A 15,530-nucleotide genomic window follows, 5' to 3' on the forward strand; every position below is an offset into this window, starting at 1 on the left:
CTACTCCTCCTGCTCCGAGGCATGCGCCGTGCCGAACAGCGCCGCCAGCGAACGCTGATGGCCGGTATCGATCGAGACGTTGACGCTCATGCCGGCCTTCAGCTTCGCGACATACTTGTCGTTCTTGTCGAAGTAGATCCGCACGGGCACGCGCTGCACGACCTTGACGAAATTGCCGGTCGCGTTCTGCGGCGGCAGGATCGCGAATTGCGCCCCGGTGCCGGGCGACAGCGAGCCGATGGTGCCCTTGAAGGCGTGGTTCGGGAAGGCATCGACGTCGAGCTCGACCGGCTGGCCGACCGCGACATGGGTGAAATCGCTTTCCTTCGGATTGGCATCGACCCAGGGATTGGCGACGTCGATCACCGAGAACACCGGCGTGCCGGCGGGCAGGAAGCGGCCGAGCTGGATCTGGTCGACCTGGGTCGCGATGCCGTCGATCGGCGCCCGCATCACGGTGTGGTCGAGATTGCGCTGGGCGATGCCGAGTGCGGCCTCGGCCTGATAGTAGGGCGGAAATTCCGCGATCGGGAGATCGACATTGCCCAGCAGCTGGGTCTTGGCGCTGGACATTTGCTGCAGGACGAAGGCGTATTCCGCCCGTGCCGTGACCAGGGCCGACGATGCATTGTCGAGATCGAGCTGCGAGCCGAAGCTGCTCCTGGCCAGGGTCGATTTGCGATCGACGTCCTTCTGCTTCAGATCGATGGTCTGCTGCATCAGGTCGGCCATCTGCTGATAGATCTTGATGTTGGCGACCAGGTTGTCGTGCGTGGTGCGAGCCTGCTCCAAGGCGGCCTTGGCCTGGTCGACCGCGAGCCGATAGGGCTCGGGGTCCATCTCGAACAGTTCGTCGCCCTTTTTGACCTGCTGCCCTTCCTTGACGACGATCTTGACGATCTTGCCGGAGATGTCGGGCGTGATCAGCACCTTCTGCGCGCCGACATAGGCGTCGTCGGTGGTGACGTAACGGCCGCCATGCAGATAGAGCGCAACGCCGCCGATCGCGGCGAGGATCGGCAACACAACCAGCAGCACCGTGCGGCGATAACGCCTGACCAGGCCGCCTTTCGGCGCCGCCGCCGCGGCGGCCGTGCGTTCGGGGCTGGCCTTCTGTTCGGCGGCAATTTTCAAGGCGGGTTCAGCCATAATGCTGCTCCTTTCGCTGCTCGTCGCACAGCGACTGCAGGGCGTTTCTCACATTTTCTTTGATGGCTTCGAGTTGGGTCATCAGCCGTTGCGCATCGGCCGGACCGAAGCCCGCCAGGGCCGTCGCGGTCAGTTCCGCCTTGAGCTCGGCGAGCTTGGCCAGCAATGGGCGAGCCGCCTTCTTCAGATAGAGCCGGTTGACGCGGCGGTCGCTGTCGTCGCCGCGGCGTTCGATCAAACCGGCATCGGCCAGCTTGTCGATCAGCCGCGTCAGCGTGATCGGCTGCATCTCCATCTGCTCGGCCAGTTCCGACTGCTTCATGCCCTCGTTGCGCTCGACCCTGGCCAGCACCGCCCATTGCGCGCGGGTCATGCCGAAACGCGCCGCCTCCTTGTCGGCATAGACGCGCACCAGGCGCTGCAGCTCGCCCAGGGTAAACAGGAAGTTCACGTCCACGGGATCGCGGGCCATATCCGTCCAATCGGGAACTTTGGGAATGAAGCCAAGCTTGGCTCCAATAAGCTTCGAATATTATAAGCAAGCTTATGAATTTTCCATGGCCAAGTTGCGCAAGCTCATGCGAATGGCTTGCATGGCTCGTCTGCGGCGAGCTTTGTCCGCCGCGGCCGGAAGATGCTAGATTGACGCCGATGACGCTCGCCAAACCCACCTTCCCCGCGCCCGACCATGATCACGGCCGCTGTGCCGCGGATGCGCTCGATCATGCCGAGCGCGTCTGCGCGCAGCGTAGCCAGAAATTCACCCCGCTCCGCCGCCAGGTGCTGCAGGCGCTGCTCGCAAGCCATCGGCCGCTCGGGGCTTACGAGATCATCGAGGAACTCGCCAAGGCGGCGGCCCGTCCGGCACCGATCACGATCTATCGGGCGCTCGAGTTCCTGATGGCCAACGGGCTCGTGCACCGGATCGAAAGCCGCAATGCCTATCTCGCTTGCGCGCAGGATCACGACAACGCCGCGCTGGTCGCCTTCCTGATCTGCGAGCACTGCGGCGCGGTCGGCGAGGTCCCGGCGGCGCCGATCGCCGAGAGCCTGAAGACTGCCGCCTCAGCCTCCGGCTTCGCGCCAAAGCTCTCGGTCGTGGAGATCACCGGCATCTGTGCACATTGCCAGCAGGTGGCGTGACGTGGATAGCGGCCGGACCAACGAGAAGAACAAGAAGAAGAACGTCTAAGCGGGAGCAAGATGTCCTCGAAGCAACTTTCGTCGGCGGCCCGGCCACTGGGTCCGGGTGCCATTGCCGTCATCGTCGTGCTCTGCCTGTCCTGGGCCTTCAATCAGATCGCGGTGAAGCTGGCGCTGCCGGAGATTCCGCCGATGCTGCAGGCGACCTTGCGCTCGGCCGGCGCCTTGCCGGTGCTGCTGCTGTTTGCATGGGTGCGCGGGGTCAGGATGTTCGAGCGCGACGGCACGCTGATCGCAGGTCTCGTCGCCGGCACCATGTTCGGCATCGAGTTCGTCCTGATCTATGGCGGCCTGCTGCTGACCTCGGCCTCGCGCGCGGTGGTGTTCCTCTACACCGCGCCCTTCTTCGTCGCGCTCGGCTCCTACCGCTTCCTCGGTGAACGCCTCGGCACGACCCAATGGATGGGCCTTGCGCTCAGCTTCGCCGGGGTGGCGCTGGCGATCGGCATTCCGCAGGCCAATGTCGACCGCAGCGTGCTGCTCGGCGATCTCATGGTGGTGGGCGGCGGGCTCTTGTGGGGCGCGACTACCGTGCTGGCCAAGGGCACCAGGCTGCGCTTGGCCCCGCCCGAGAAGGCGCTGGCATACCAGGTGACGATGTCGATCCCGATCCTGGGAGCGGCGGCTCTACTCTCGGGCGAGCGGATGGCGCAGGTTCCTAGCGCCTTCGTGCTGTCCTTGATGGCCTACCAGTCGATCTGGGTGGTCGGAACCACCTTCACCCTGTGGTTTGCGCTGGTGAAGACCTATTCCGCCAGCAAATTGTCGGCATTTACCTTCATCACCCCTTTATTCGGGGTCGTGGCCAGCTATTTCATCCTGCATGACGCCCTGACGCTGGCTTTTGGCGCCGCCGCCCTGCTTGTGATTGCAGGGCTTTTTCTGGTCAACCGGCCCAATCGCGTCGCTGCGGCGCCGACTGATCCATTGCTGAATGTCACCAAAACCTGATATCCGAGGCCTCATGAACAAGCCCGAAATTCTGCCTCAGAACGACATCGCCGGCCCCGCTCCCCGGCACCAGACCACCCAAGTCATGGTCGGCAACGTCGCCGTCGGCGGCGGCGCGCCGATCGTGGTGCAGTCGATGACCAACACCGACACTGCCGATGTCGAGAGCACGGTGGCCCAGGTCGCAGCGCTGGCGCGCGCCGGGTCCGAGATGGTCCGCATCACCGTGGACCGCGAGGAGGCCGCCGCCGCCGTCCCGCACATCCGCGAGGCCCTGGACAAGCGCGGCATCACCACGCCCTTGATCGGCGACTTCCATTACATCGGCCACAAACTGCTGACCGAATATCCGGCCTGCGCCGAAGCGCTGGCCAAATACCGCATCAATCCCGGCAATGTCGGCTTCAAGGACAAGCGCGACACCCAGTTCTCCTCGATCATCGAGATCGCCAACAAGAACGACAAGCCGGTCCGCATCGGCGCCAATTGGGGCTCGCTCGACCAGGAGCTGCTCTCCAAGCTGATGGACGAGAATGCGACGTCCGCGACCCCGCGCGATGCGCGCGCGGTGACGCGCGAGGCCATGGTGCAGTCGGCCCTGCTCTCGGCGGCGCGGGCGCAGGAACTGGGCATGCCGAAGAACCGCATCATCCTGTCGGCCAAGGTCTCGGCCGTGCAGGACCTGATCGCGGTCTACCAGGATCTCGCCGCGCGTTCGGATTACGCCATCCATCTCGGCCTCACCGAGGCCGGCATGGGCTCCAAGGGCATCGTCGCCTCCTCGGCCGCGCTCGGCATCCTCCTGCAGCAGGGCATCGGCGACACCATCCGCATCTCGCTGACGCCGGAGCCCGGCGGCGACCGCACCCTCGAAGTGCAGGTCGCGCAGGAGCTGCTGCAGACCATGGGCTTCCGCACCTTCGTGCCGCTGGTGGCGGCCTGCCCCGGCTGCGGCCGCACCACCTCGACCGTGTTCCAGGAGCTGGCGCGCTCGATCCAGGATTTCATCCGCGACGAGATGCCGGCCTGGAAGAGCAAATATCCCGGCGTGGAAGAACTCAACGTCGCGGTGATGGGCTGCATCGTCAACGGCCCCGGCGAATCCAAGCACGCCAATATCGGCATCTCGCTGCCCGGCACCGGCGAAGCGCCGGCCGCTCCGGTGTTCGTCGACGGCAAGAAATTCCGCACCTTGCGCGGCCCGACCATCGCCGCCGACTTCAAGGCCCTGGTGATCGACTATATCGACCAGCGCTACGGCAACGGCGCCAAGCAGCCGGAGACGGTGACGGCGGCGGAGTAGCCGCTCCAATATCGGCAGCGTCGCTCCAATATCGGTGTCGTCCCCGCGAACGCGGGGACCCAGACTCCGCAGCCGTCGTGATCGGCCGCTCTGCCGTTCCATCTCGCGCAACCAGAACCTGCGGTGGCTATGGGGCCCGTCTCAAGGCCGGGACGACGGCATTGACTGCAGCGCCATTGCACTCCCTTTTCCCCGCGCTACCATGCCCTCAATCCACGATCGAGGGAGAACGCGGATGAGCTCGCTCGCAAGCCTGCAGGGGCCGCGCTACAAACATGCTGCGGACGAGACTGCCCCCTATGAGACCATCTCCGTCGACAAGCTGACGCCGATCATCGGCGCAGAGATTTCAGGCATTGATATTGGCCGGCTGGTCTCCGACGGCTCGTACAACAACCGCCAGATGGACGAGATCCATCGCGCGCTCGCCGAGCACCTCGTCATCTTCTTCCGCGATCAGCACATCACGCCTGAACAACATCTCGCCTTTGGCCGCAAATTCGGCGAGCTGCATATCCATCCGGCAGCGCCGCATGACGGCAGCGATCCGGCCCTGATGCGCATCTACGCCGACAAGGATTCACCGCGCGCCAATGGCGAGGGCTGGCACTCCGACGTGTCCTGCGACGTCGAGCCGCCGATGGGCTCGATCCTCCACATCCGGCAATGCCCGCCCGCAGGCGGCGACACGCTGTTCGCCTCGATGTACGCCGCCTATGAGGCGCTGTCGGATCGCATGAAATCCTATCTCGACGGGCTGACCGCCTTCCATGACGGCGAGAGCGTCTATCGGGGGCTCTACGCCAACTACGGCGTCGCCGACCGGCCGGCCTATCCGAGCGCGGAGCATCCGATCGTGCGCACCCATCCGGTGACCGGCAAGAAGGCGCTCTACGTCAACCGCGGTTTCACCCGCCACATCATCGGCATTCCCCGCGACGAGAGCGATGTCATTCTCGCCTATCTCTACCAGCACGCGGAGAACCCGCTGTTCCAGTGCCGCTTCCGTTGGACCGAGAACGCGATCGCATTCTGGGACAACCGCTGCACCCAGCACCGCGCGATGTGGGACTACTGGCCGCACACGCGTTCAGGCACGCGCGTCACCATCAAGGGCGAGCGGCCGGTGTGAGGGCAAGCCTGCTATTCCAGCCGTCATCGCCCGGCTCGACCGGGCGATCCAGCACGCCGAGACCTCTCCTTCATCATCCGCCGTCTCGAAATACTGGATCACCCGCTTTCGCGGGTGATGACGGACTGAGCGAGTTGTAGGGTGGGCAAAGGCGCAAAGCGCCGCGCCCACCGCTTTCAAGGATGATCCCGGTGGACGCGCTTCGCTTCGCCAACCCGACAGCTCAAACTGGACACGTCATTGCGAGGAGCCGGAGGCGACGAAGCAATCCAGAGCCGACCTCGAGATCTGGATTGCTTCGCTATCGCTCGCAATGACGGCACAATGAACGATGAAAGAGTCCGCGACCGGAGTCAAAAGCAATGAACCTCGACGTCCGAGAGATGACGCTCGACGAGATCGGCATCGTCATCGACTACTTCCACTCTTCCACGCCAGAACATCTGGAGCTGATGGGCGTCGATCCGACCCGGCTGCCGAGCCGGGCCGTTTGGGCCGGCCGCTTCAAGGAGCTCTATGCGCAGCCGCTCCCCGAGCGCGCAAGCCTTCTGGTCCTGTGGCGGCGCGACGGCAAGCCGATCGGCTTCTCCAGCTGTGACAAGATTGTATACGGCAGCCGCGCCAACATGCACCTGCATGTCACCGAGCCTGAGCTGCGGCAACAAGGCATCGGCGCCGAATGCGTTCGCCGCAGCGTCGACATCTATTTCCGCACGTTCAGTCTCAAGCAGCTGTTCTGCGAGCCGAACGCCTACAATGTCGGCCCGAACCGCACGCTGCAGAAAGCCGGCTTCAAATATCTCAAGACCTACAAGACGGTGCCCGGCTATCTGAACTACCACCAGGCGGTGACGCGCTGGGTGATCGAACGCTGAAGCAGAGCTAGCGGGCACGGCGCGCCCAGCATACGCGTCATGCGCAAATTGCCCGTCGTGTTACTTTGCCGCAGCCGTGTGCGCTTGTCGTGTCGGGCAAATCACCGGCAGATTCTTCGCGTCTCGGCCCGATGAGAGGGGCGCTACGCGATCGTCACGAGCGTTGGGCCGCAGATGCGATGGACGCGACATGTCGCAGTGAACTTGTCAGTTCACGGACGAACGATGTATCGCGGACGGTGAAATCGCGTGGTCCTGGCCTCCCGGTGCTGAGGCCAAGTTCGCGTCGCTCGACGAGCGCACGGATGACGGGGGCAAGAACGCCGGTCCCCGGGGAGAGCGCGTATAAGCCGTAAACCACTCGCGCAGGGAAGGCCGGAGCGATCCGGCTGAGCCTGTGGTTCCCGCCCCGTGCACTTCTTCACGCACGGGGGCCGCGGGTATCAGTCGATGCCCGGCCTTCCCTGCTCCCTCTATTAGTTAAGGGAGCCACGCTGCAGCAAGACTCGGGCGCGATTGCGTCGCGGGAATGCGGATGCATACACCCATGTCCGCTTGACGTTTGAGGATGGTGATGAGCTTGGACCCCGCGTTCCACTGCCATCCCGGCCTTGCCTGTCCGCCGCAGCTGGCAGAGCGAAGGCGGAAGCCGGGACCCATATTCCAGAGACGTCCGTTGTCGGCGAGTTGCCGGACCATCGTTCGCAACAACAACGGCGTGTGGTTATGGATCCCCGCTTTCGCGGGGATGACGACTGAGGATTTGGCGCGAGCGTCGGATCGTCAGCTGCCTGCATTACTCCGGAATCTCGCCGAAATTCTCGCCGATCGGCAGCACGGCATGACGGATCAGGCGCGAGTCCTCCACCGCGGCCTGACGATGCTTCACGGCCTCGCGATAGACGGGATCGCGGATCATCTCGACGAAGGCGGCGACGGAGGGATACTCGGCAATGAAGCAATGATCCCAATATTCCTCGCGCGGCCCGATCAGCATCAGTTCGAACTTGCCTTGCCAGACGATGCGACCGCCGAGCCGCTTGAACACCGGCCCGCTCTCGCGGCCATAGGCGGCATAGGCTTCCGCGCCGCTCGCCTTGCGGCCGTCAGGATAGGCCGCCTCCTTGCGCAGCCGCACCAGGTTCAGCATGTGGATCGGACCTGCGCGGTCGCGCGCACGAAATTCGGCAAAAACCTCCTTGGTCGGATCGATGTATCCCATGCGCGTTTCCTCTCGTTAACTTTGCCTTAACCATAACAGCGCGTGCACGTCGTGAAACACCTAATTGGGCGTTAACCTCTTGCTAACCGGCCTTTAAACTCCAGCGATTAGCGTGATCGGACCAGGTTGCGGGCACAATTGCGTATGGCGGGACGAAAGAAGAGCGGCGGGCGTAAGGAGCCGCTATTCGGCCTCGCGGCGGCCATGCACGATCTGCGTCTCGACTCCAAGGATCGCATTCCCACGGCTGAGGATCCGCCGAAGAAACCCGCACCGAAGCGCAAGCCGGTCATCGACGACGCTGACGACGAGCCGCCGCCGCGCGAGACCAAGCCGCGTCCTGCCAAGGGCAACAAACGCATGAGCAAATCGCGTGTCGGTTTCTCGGTCGGGCGGATGTTCTATTGGGCGCTGGTCTGCGGCCTCTGGGGCGTGATCGCGCTGGTCGGGGTCGTGGTGTGGGCCGGCGCGCATCTGCCGCCGATCCAGTCGCTGGAAATCCCCAAGCGCCCGCCGACCATCGAGATCGTCGGTCTCGACGGCAGCGTGCTGGCACAGCGCGGCGAGATGGCCGGCGCCAATGTCGCGCTCAAGGAGCTGCCGCCCTACCTGCCGAAGGCCTTCATCGCGATCGAGGACCGGCGCTTCTATCAGCATTTCGGCATCGACCCGATCGGCATCACGCGCGCATTGGTCGCCAACGTCCTGCATCGCGGCGTCTCGCAAGGCGGCTCGACGCTGACGCAACAGCTCGCCAAGAACCTGTTCCTCACCCAGGAGCGGACGCTGCAGCGCAAGCTGCAGGAGGCCGAGCTCGCGCTGTGGCTGGAGCGCAAGCACTCCAAGAACGAGATTCTCGAGCTCTATCTCAATCGCGTCTATTTCGGCTCCGGCGCCTATGGCGTCGAAGCCGCGGCGCAGCGCTACTTCGGCAAGTCCGCGCGGCACGTCACGCTCGGCGAAGCGGCGATGCTCGCGGGCCTCGTCAAATCGCCCTCGCGACTGGCGCCGAACCGCAACCCGGAAGGCGCGGCGAAACGCGCCGAGACCGTGCTCGCTGCGATGGCCGACGCCGGCTTCATTACCGATGCACAGGCGAAGGCCCAGATCGCTCATCCCACGATCACCGTGAAGCCCGCCGGCGCCGGCACCGTCAACTACGTCGCCGATTGGATCGGCGAGGTGCTGGACGATCTCGTCGGCCAGATCGATCAGTCCATCGTGGTCGAGACCACCATCGATCCGAAGCTGCAGTCGGCAGCCGAAGCCGCCGTGATCGACGAACTCGCCGCCAAGAGCGTGAAGTTCAATGTCAGCCAGGGCGCGCTGGTGGCGATGACGCCGGACGGTGCGGTTCGCGCGATGGTCGGCGGCCGGAATTATTCCGAGAGCCAATATAATCGCGCGGTCACCGCCAAGCGCCAGCCCGGCTCGGCGTTCAAGCCGTTCGTCTATCTCACCGCGATCGAGCAGGGCTTGACCCCGGAGACGGTCCGCCAGGACGCGCCGCTGGAGCTGAAGGGCTGGAAGCCGGAGAACTACACCCGCGAATATTTCGGACCGGTGACGCTGACACAGGCGCTGGCGATGTCGCTGAATACGGTCGCGGTGCGAGTCGGCCTCGAGGTCGGGCCCAAGAACGTGGTGCGTACCGCGCATCGGCTCGGCATCGCCTCCAAGCTCGATCCGAACCCGTCGATCGCGCTCGGCACATCCGAAGTGTCGGTGCTCGAGCTGGTCGGTGCCTACGCGCCCTTTTCCAATGGCGGCCTCAGCGTATCGCCGCATGTCGTGACCCGGATCAGGACGCGCGAGGGCAAGCTGCTCTATCTGCGCCAGGCGGATCCGCCGACCCAGGTGATCGAGCCGCGCAATGTCGCGATGATGAACCAGATGATGCAGGAGACCTTGATCTCCGGCACCGCGCGCAAGGCCGAGATTCCCGGCTGGGTCGCGGCCGGCAAGACCGGCACCAGCCAGGATTTCCGCGACGCCTGGTTCATCGGCTACACGGCCCGCCTCGTCACCGGGGTCTGGCTCGGCAACGACGACAATTCGCCGACCAAGAAGGCGACCGGCGGCGGCCTGCCGGTGGAGGTCTGGAGCCGTTTCATGCGGTCAGCGCATCAGGGTGTGCCGGTGGCGGCGCTGCCGAACTCGCAAGGTTCGGGCCTGGTGCCGACCTTGGCGCAGATCACCTCGCAGATCACGGCGCCCACCGCTCCGGCGGCACCAGCGCCTGCAGCCAATTACGGCGGCGGCCGCTCGGCCACGCCGACGCGCACGGCGGCGCGTCCGGAGGCCGCAGCAGGGCTCGACGGCTGGCTGGTGGACCGTCTGTTCGGCGGACAGCGTTGACGGCGGCGCGGCGAAGCGGCGCGGTCAGGCGGCGGGCTGAGCGGCGTCCTTCGGGAGCTTCGTTTCGGCGGAGGGTTTGGGCGAAGCTCCGGCGAGCGTACGGCCGATCTGCTTGAGCATATGGCTCGCACGATCCGCACTGTGCTCCAGCAGCCACCGTCCGAAGCCTGCAGCCGGCAAGGGCCGCGCATACAGGAAACCCTGCAGCGCCTCGCATCCGAGCTCGTACAGCAGGTGGCGCTGCCCCTCGGTCTCGACGCCTTCGGCGACGACAGCGAGATTCATGCTCTGCCCGACCCGGACCACCGCGGTCACGATGGCGCGGGTGGCGGGATTTTCCTCGACATCGCGCATGAAGCTGCGATCGATTTTCAACTCGCTGATCGGCAGTTGCGCCAGCCGGCTGAGGCTGGAATAGCCGGTGCCGAAATCGTCCAGCGACAGCCCGACGCCGAGATTGCGCAGCTCGCTCATGGTCGCCACCACCGTGGCGCGCTCGTTCAGGAACACACCCTCGGTGATCTCGAGCATCAGGCGGTTCGGCGGCAGGCCGAATTCGCCAAGGATCTGCGCGACGCGCGCAGCCAAATTGACGTTCTGGAAATTGATCGGCGACAGGTTGACCGAGATGCTCGGAATATCGAGCCCGGCCCGCTGCCAGATGGCCATCTGCCGACAGGCCTCGCGCATCGACCACAGCCCGATCTGCTCGATCAGCCCGCATTCCTCGGCAAGCGGAATGAATTTCGATGGCGACACGTCGCCGAGAACCGCATCGTGCCAGCGCGCGAGGGCTTCCACCCCGTGAATGCCGCCGTCCTGCGACCGGATCTGCGGCTGGTAATGCAGGCTCAGGGCCTCGTTGGCGACAGCATCCCGCAGCGCGGTGCTGTGCATCAGGCGCTGCTCGGCGATCTTGTCGAGATCGGCGCTGAAGAAGCGATAGGTCGCGCGCCCCGCACTCTTGGCCTTGTACATGGCGGCATCGGCCTGCTTGATCAGCGTGTCGATGTCCGAGGCATTGTCGGGATAGAGGCTGAGCCCCATGCTGGCCGACATCGGCACCTGCCGAGTGCCGATCGTAAGCGGCACCGCCAGCGCCGCGGTGATGCGGGCGGCCATCAGCGAGGCCTCGATCGAATCCCGGTTCGGCAGGAGCACCAAGAACTCGTCGCCGCCGAGCCGGCCCAGCATGTCGCCCGGCCGGAGCTGCCCGCGCAAGCGCTTGGCAAAGACGACCAGGAACTCGTCGCCCGCGGCATGGCCGAGCGTGTCGTTCACGTCCTTGAAATTGTCGGCGTCGAGATAGGCGACCGCCACATGCCCGCCCTCCGGGCAGGCCTCGAGCGCCGTCGCGATCAGCGAGCGGATATGGGCCCGGTTCGGCAGGCCGGTCAGCATGTCATAATAAGCGAGGCGCGCGACCGCAGACATCGCCTCCTGCCGTTCGATCGCCAGCGCGCCGAGATCGACGCAGGCGTCCACGATCCGCTCGTGCCAGTGGCTCGGGCCGCGGCATTCCCGGAAGTAGAAGGCGAACGTTCCGATCACCCGGCCGTCCTTCCCCTTGATCGGGGTCGACCAGCAGGCGCGCAGCCCCGCGGCCAGCGGCTTCTTCTTATAAGGCTGCCAGCGCGGATCGGTGTCGATATCCTGCGCCAGGACCGGCTCGTCGAGATAGGCGGCTGTGCCGCACGAGCCAACCTCCGGCCCGATCGGGATGCCGTCCAGTGCGGCCGAATAATCCGGCGGCAGGCTGGGCCCGCCGAGCGGGTGAACCACGCGGTCCGCGTCGACGTGCAGGATGGAGCAGACGACGTCGGGCGCGAGCTCCTCCACCCGCCGACAGAGCCGGTCGCAGATCTCCGTGATCGGAAGATTGTCGGCGAGCGCCGTCGTGATCAGTTGTTGCAGCGACCTCAGCTGCTTGCTCTCGCTGATGTCGCTGAGCATGCCGACCAGGTATTTCACGCGGCCGCGGGCATTGCGATGCGCCTTGACATAGGCGGTCACCCAGATTTCTCGGCCGCTCTTGTCATAGACGAGGACTTCCTCCTCGCCGCCGCGGTCTTCGCCGAACCAGAGCTGCAGCCTGTCGATGGCCTGTCGATCCGTGCATGGACCGACCATGAGCTCGTCGACACGACGCCCGATCGCCTCGCCGCGCTGATAGCCGAACAGGTCGGAAAACGCGGCATTGGTATAGATGATCTCGAGATGGTGATCGGTCACCACCATTGCCCGGTTGGTCTGATCGGCCACGGAATGCAACAGCGCCAGCCGGTCGCGCCGCTCGACTTCGGCCGAGACGTCTCGCGCAAACAGCGCAAGCCGGGTCGTCCCGCCAACATCCAACGGCGATGCAGTCAGGCTTACGCAGATGCGCTTACCTTCGCCTGGTCTGAGGATGATCTCGACCGGCGGTGGCATGATCTCGCGAACGTCACCGGGCAGCGGCTGTCCGGCCTCGAGCGACGTCTTGAAGATGGGATGGTCGGGCCGGATGCCCAGACGGCTGACATCGGCGCCGATCAGTGCGGCGCGGTCGAGTTGGAACAGCCGTTCGGCCGCTGCATTGGCATGCCGAACGCGCAAGTCCTCGTCGAGGATGACCACAGCTTCGCTGGAGCGTTCGAGCGCGGCCAACAACACGTCGGCAGGTTCGGCCATGGGCTACTCGTGGGGCGCATCACGTTCGGTGGAAACGCAGCCGCGCTCGGTTGGAGTCGACGTCTCATCACCTGGGGTTAGAAGCCCTAGTTGTGGCAAACTCCCCCTTACAACGGCGTTAAGACCGAGGCTCCTTGTGCGCGCTATCATGCTTAAGGGAATGCTACCCGGGGCGGGATTGGCGAGGATGAGGTCGCGCCAAAAGAAAAGGTCCGGACCAGCCGGACCTTGTCATGCCTTGATCGTCAAAGCTTCAATCGTCGATGCCGTAGCGATGGAGATCATTGCCGCAGGTGTCGAGCCACTTCTTGGCGCGTTCCACCGAACCGCAGATCCGCCCGCAGACTTTCCAGAACCGCGGCGAGTGATTCATCTCGATGAGATGGGCGACTTCGTGAGCCGCGAGATAATCGAGCACGAAGGGCGGAGCGAGAATCAGACGCCAGGAGAACGACAGCGAGCCCGCCGAGGTACAGGACCCCCAGCGGCTGGACTGGTCCCGGATCGACAACCGCTTGACCTTGACGCCAAGCTGATCGGCATAGGCCTCGGCGGCCTTCTGCAGATCGCGCCGCGCCTCCCGCTTCAGGAAGTCGTGCACCCGCCGCTCGACATGCTCGATGCCGCCGGCCACGCAGAGGATCTTCTCACCACTGTCGCGCGTCTCGGTCCACACCGTGCCGCGCTCGCCCGCGCGATGCACGATGCGGTGGGGTGCGCCACGCAGCGGGACGATCGTTCCAGGCAAGAACGGTGCCGCCTTCGGCAAGCGGCCGAGACGTGCGGCGATCCAGGCGCCGTGACGCTGCGCGAAGTCTTTGGCTTCCGCGATGGTGCCACGCGGAGGCATTGTCAGGATCGCTTCGCGATCCGAGGGGTGAATTCGCAACGTGTAACGGCGCGCCCGTCGATGGCGGCGCAATCTGATCGAATAGATTTGCGAGCCATGCTTGACGAGAAGACGCGAAGGTTCGGCGGGCCGCCGATAAAGGAGCGCGCGAGTGGCCATATATGTCAGTCCGGGGAGTAAGAGTTCGCCCGGATTCTGCCATATCCGCCGCCAGGGAAAGCGCTCGGCGCAAAAACAAATCATTTGCCCAACATACAGGGGTTCGGCGCCTTCCGAACCCCAGACCTTGGGCCTGAAAACAACGTTTTTGAGTGAATCTCGAGTCAAAAGCGTCGCTCAAGGGGTGACGCCATATTCACCCCTTGACTCATTCATGGAACTCGGTTTCACCGGGCAAATCAACGCCTTACCCGTACCCGGATTCGAGCCGGGCAACAGCGGTCAAAGCGGCTATCCCGCGGCGAGAGCGAGCAATGACTTCGGATCCGCGGCCGACATCATGAAATCAGAGATGCGCGGCACGATTTCCGACTTGAATCGCGAGCCATTGAACACGCCGTAATGTCCAACGCCGGGCTGCACGTAATGAACGCGGCGATGCGCCGGGATCGACGTGCAGAGCCGGTGTGTCGCTTCGGTCTGTCCGAGACCGGAAATGTCGTCTTTCTCCCCTTCCACCGTCATCAATGCCACACGCATGATCTTGGATGGATCGACCGGATTGCCGCGATGGGTCATTTCCCCCTTCGGCAAGGCGTGCCTGATGAACACCGTCTCGACGGTCTGCAAATAGTATTCCGCAGCCAAGTCCATCACTGCGAGATATTCGTCATAAAAGACGCGATGTTTGTCGACCTGATCGCCGTCGCCCTTCACCAGATTGGCGAACAGCGCCTTGTGAGCATCGACATGGCGGTCGAGGTTCATGCTGATGAACCCGTTGAGCTGCAGAAAGCCCGGATAGACGTCGCGCATGACGCCGGGATGCGGGAACGGCACTTTGGTAATGACGTGGTTGCGGAACCAATCGATGCCCCGCTCGACCGCAAGCTGATTGACCGCGGTCGGATTGCGGCGCGTATCGATCGGGCCACCCATCAACGTCATCGACAGCGGCACGAACGGATCGCGCTCGGCCTCCATGATCGAGATCGCCGCCAGCACCGGCACGGCGGGCTGGCAGACTGCCATCACGTGCATGTTGGTGCCGAGCGCATGAAGCATCTCGATCACGTAATCGATGTAATCGTCGAGATCGAAGCGGCCCTCCGCCAGCGGCACCATGCGCGCGTCGGCCCAGTCGGTGATGTAGACCTCATGCGTCGGCAGGAACGCCTCGACCGTACCGCGCAACAGTGTCGCGTAATGGCCGGACATCGGCGCGACGATCAGGAGCCGCGGTTGCGGGCTGCGCAACGGCCGCGTCAGCTTGCGATCGAAGTGGAGCAACCGACAGAACGGCTTTTCCCAGACGTTGCGGACCTCGACCGGGGTTTTGACGCCGTTGACCTCGGTCTCGTCGAGCCCCCATTCCGGTTTCCCATAACGGCGCGTGGTGCGCTCGAACAATTCGCAGGCCGCCGCGATCGATTTGCCGGCCTCCGTATGCGTCCAAGGATTCAGCGGATTTTGAAACAGGATCTTGGTGGCGTCCGTGACGGCCCGCGCAGGATTGAGCGAGGCATGCGCCATCTCGTACATCCAGTACATCGGCGTGGTCAGGACCGGACTGCCTTCCGACGCCAGCGGCGGCGCGCCGCCAAACTCACCTATCGGCATTCTCTTCAACCCTCTCGGCAATGCAGCATAGTGCCGAA

At 64.4% G+C, this 15,530-nt stretch carries 12 protein-coding genes; 6 read left to right on the forward strand and 6 right to left on the reverse strand.

Going from position 1 to position 15,530, the window contains the following annotated elements; translation table 11 throughout:
* Positions 1 to 1,149, reverse strand: coding sequence for an HlyD family secretion protein (locus QXZ85_RS07575; protein ID WP_315747561.1), 1,149 nt, complete (start codon positions 1,147 to 1,149; stop codon positions 1 to 3).
* Positions 1,142 to 1,621 carry a MarR family transcriptional regulator gene (locus QXZ85_RS07580; protein ID WP_315744525.1) on the reverse strand — a complete coding sequence of 160 codons (480 nt, stop codon included), beginning with the start codon at positions 1,619 to 1,621 and terminating at the stop codon, positions 1,142 to 1,144. Before QXZ85_RS07580 ends, QXZ85_RS07575 begins: the two co-directional genes overlap by 8 nt.
* Before the next feature lie 179 nt (positions 1,622 to 1,800).
* Here QXZ85_RS07580 and QXZ85_RS07585 point away from each other — a divergent pair, with 179 nt between their 5' ends.
* From QXZ85_RS07585 to QXZ85_RS07605, 5 genes are all read left to right on the forward strand, one after another.
* The gene (locus tag QXZ85_RS07585; protein ID WP_315702467.1) at positions 1,801 to 2,292 is read left to right on the forward strand and encodes a Fur family transcriptional regulator; all 492 of its coding nucleotides are present in this window, start codon (positions 1,801 to 1,803) and stop codon (positions 2,290 to 2,292) included.
* A gap of 60 nt (positions 2,293 to 2,352) precedes the next feature.
* Positions 2,353 to 3,303 carry a DMT family transporter gene (locus QXZ85_RS07590; protein ID WP_315702466.1) on the forward strand — a complete coding sequence of 317 codons (951 nt, stop codon included), beginning with the start codon at positions 2,353 to 2,355 and terminating at the stop codon, positions 3,301 to 3,303.
* A gap of 13 nt (positions 3,304 to 3,316) precedes the next feature.
* Positions 3,317 to 4,606 carry a flavodoxin-dependent (E)-4-hydroxy-3-methylbut-2-enyl-diphosphate synthase gene (gene ispG / locus QXZ85_RS07595; protein ID WP_315744523.1) on the forward strand — a complete coding sequence of 430 codons (1,290 nt, stop codon included), beginning with the start codon at positions 3,317 to 3,319 and terminating at the stop codon, positions 4,604 to 4,606.
* A gap of 235 nt (positions 4,607 to 4,841) precedes the next feature.
* The gene (locus QXZ85_RS07600) at positions 4,842 to 5,738 is read left to right on the forward strand and encodes a TauD/TfdA dioxygenase family protein (protein WP_315769350.1); all 897 of its coding nucleotides are present in this window, start codon (positions 4,842 to 4,844) and stop codon (positions 5,736 to 5,738) included.
* A 362-nt stretch (positions 5,739 to 6,100) separates the two neighbouring features.
* Positions 6,101 to 6,613: a GNAT family protein gene (locus tag QXZ85_RS07605; protein WP_315702463.1), complete on the forward strand. Its 513-nt coding sequence runs from the start codon at positions 6,101 to 6,103 to the stop codon at positions 6,611 to 6,613.
* A gap of 796 nt (positions 6,614 to 7,409) precedes the next feature.
* On the opposite strand, the gene QXZ85_RS07610 is transcribed toward QXZ85_RS07605, so the two are convergent.
* A complete protein-coding gene (locus QXZ85_RS07610) occupies positions 7,410 to 7,835 on the reverse strand; it encodes a DUF1330 domain-containing protein (protein WP_315761697.1) in 426 nt (141 codons plus the stop codon).
* A 144-nt stretch (positions 7,836 to 7,979) separates the two neighbouring features.
* Between QXZ85_RS07610 and QXZ85_RS07615 the strand changes: the two genes are divergently transcribed.
* The gene (locus QXZ85_RS07615; protein WP_315769351.1) at positions 7,980 to 10,193 is read left to right on the forward strand and encodes a penicillin-binding protein 1A; all 2,214 of its coding nucleotides are present in this window, start codon (positions 7,980 to 7,982) and stop codon (positions 10,191 to 10,193) included.
* Between the two features lie 24 nt (positions 10,194 to 10,217).
* Here the strand turns inward: QXZ85_RS07615 and QXZ85_RS07620 are convergent, their stop codons facing one another.
* From QXZ85_RS07620 to QXZ85_RS07630, 3 genes are all read right to left on the reverse strand, one after another.
* Complete coding sequence (locus tag QXZ85_RS07620) at positions 10,218 to 12,863, reverse strand: EAL domain-containing protein (RefSeq protein WP_315769352.1); 2,646 nt, start codon at positions 12,861 to 12,863, stop codon at positions 10,218 to 10,220.
* Positions 12,864 to 13,116: 253 nt separating this feature from the next.
* Positions 13,117 to 13,956 carry a SprT family zinc-dependent metalloprotease gene (locus tag QXZ85_RS07625; protein WP_315702459.1) on the reverse strand — a complete coding sequence of 280 codons (840 nt, stop codon included), beginning with the start codon at positions 13,954 to 13,956 and terminating at the stop codon, positions 13,117 to 13,119.
* A gap of 207 nt (positions 13,957 to 14,163) precedes the next feature.
* Positions 14,164 to 15,492 (reverse strand): polyhydroxyalkanoate depolymerase, encoded by a 1,329-nt coding sequence (locus QXZ85_RS07630; RefSeq protein ID WP_315702458.1) that lies wholly within the window; start codon positions 15,490 to 15,492, stop codon positions 14,164 to 14,166.
* Positions 15,493 to 15,530: the final 38 nt, after the last annotated feature.

The organism is Bradyrhizobium sp. SZCCHNGR1005 (assembly GCF_032489995.1).
Classification (GTDB): domain Bacteria; phylum Pseudomonadota; class Alphaproteobacteria; order Rhizobiales; family Xanthobacteraceae; genus Bradyrhizobium.

Bases quoted from the DNA above. Each gene is read 5' to 3' on its own strand.
- QXZ85_RS07585 (WP_315702467.1), top strand. From the start codon at position 1,801: ATGACGCTCGCCAAACCCACCTTCCCCGCGCCCGACCATGATCACGGC.
- QXZ85_RS07625 (WP_315702459.1), bottom strand. From the start codon at position 13,956: ATGATTTGTTTTTGCGCCGAGCGCTTTCCCTGGCGGCGGATATGGCAG.
- QXZ85_RS07610 (WP_315761697.1), bottom strand. From the start codon at position 7,835: ATGGGATACATCGATCCGACCAAGGAGGTTTTTGCCGAATTTCGTGCG.
- QXZ85_RS07600 (WP_315769350.1), top strand. From the start codon at position 4,842: ATGAGCTCGCTCGCAAGCCTGCAGGGGCCGCGCTACAAACATGCTGCG.
- QXZ85_RS07630 (WP_315702458.1), bottom strand. From the start codon at position 15,492: ATGCCGATAGGTGAGTTTGGCGGCGCGCCGCCGCTGGCGTCGGAAGGC.
- QXZ85_RS07580 (WP_315744525.1), bottom strand. From the start codon at position 1,621: ATGGCCCGCGATCCCGTGGACGTGAACTTCCTGTTTACCCTGGGCGAG.
- QXZ85_RS07575 (WP_315747561.1), bottom strand. From the start codon at position 1,149: ATGGCTGAACCCGCCTTGAAAATTGCCGCCGAACAGAAGGCCAGCCCC.
- ispG (WP_315744523.1), top strand. From the start codon at position 3,317: ATGAACAAGCCCGAAATTCTGCCTCAGAACGACATCGCCGGCCCCGCT.
- QXZ85_RS07605 (WP_315702463.1), top strand. From the start codon at position 6,101: ATGAACCTCGACGTCCGAGAGATGACGCTCGACGAGATCGGCATCGTC.
- QXZ85_RS07590 (WP_315702466.1), top strand. From the start codon at position 2,353: ATGTCCTCGAAGCAACTTTCGTCGGCGGCCCGGCCACTGGGTCCGGGT.
- QXZ85_RS07620 (WP_315769352.1), bottom strand. From the start codon at position 12,863: ATGGCCGAACCTGCCGACGTGTTGTTGGCCGCGCTCGAACGCTCCAGC.
- QXZ85_RS07615 (WP_315769351.1), top strand. From the start codon at position 7,980: ATGGCGGGACGAAAGAAGAGCGGCGGGCGTAAGGAGCCGCTATTCGGC.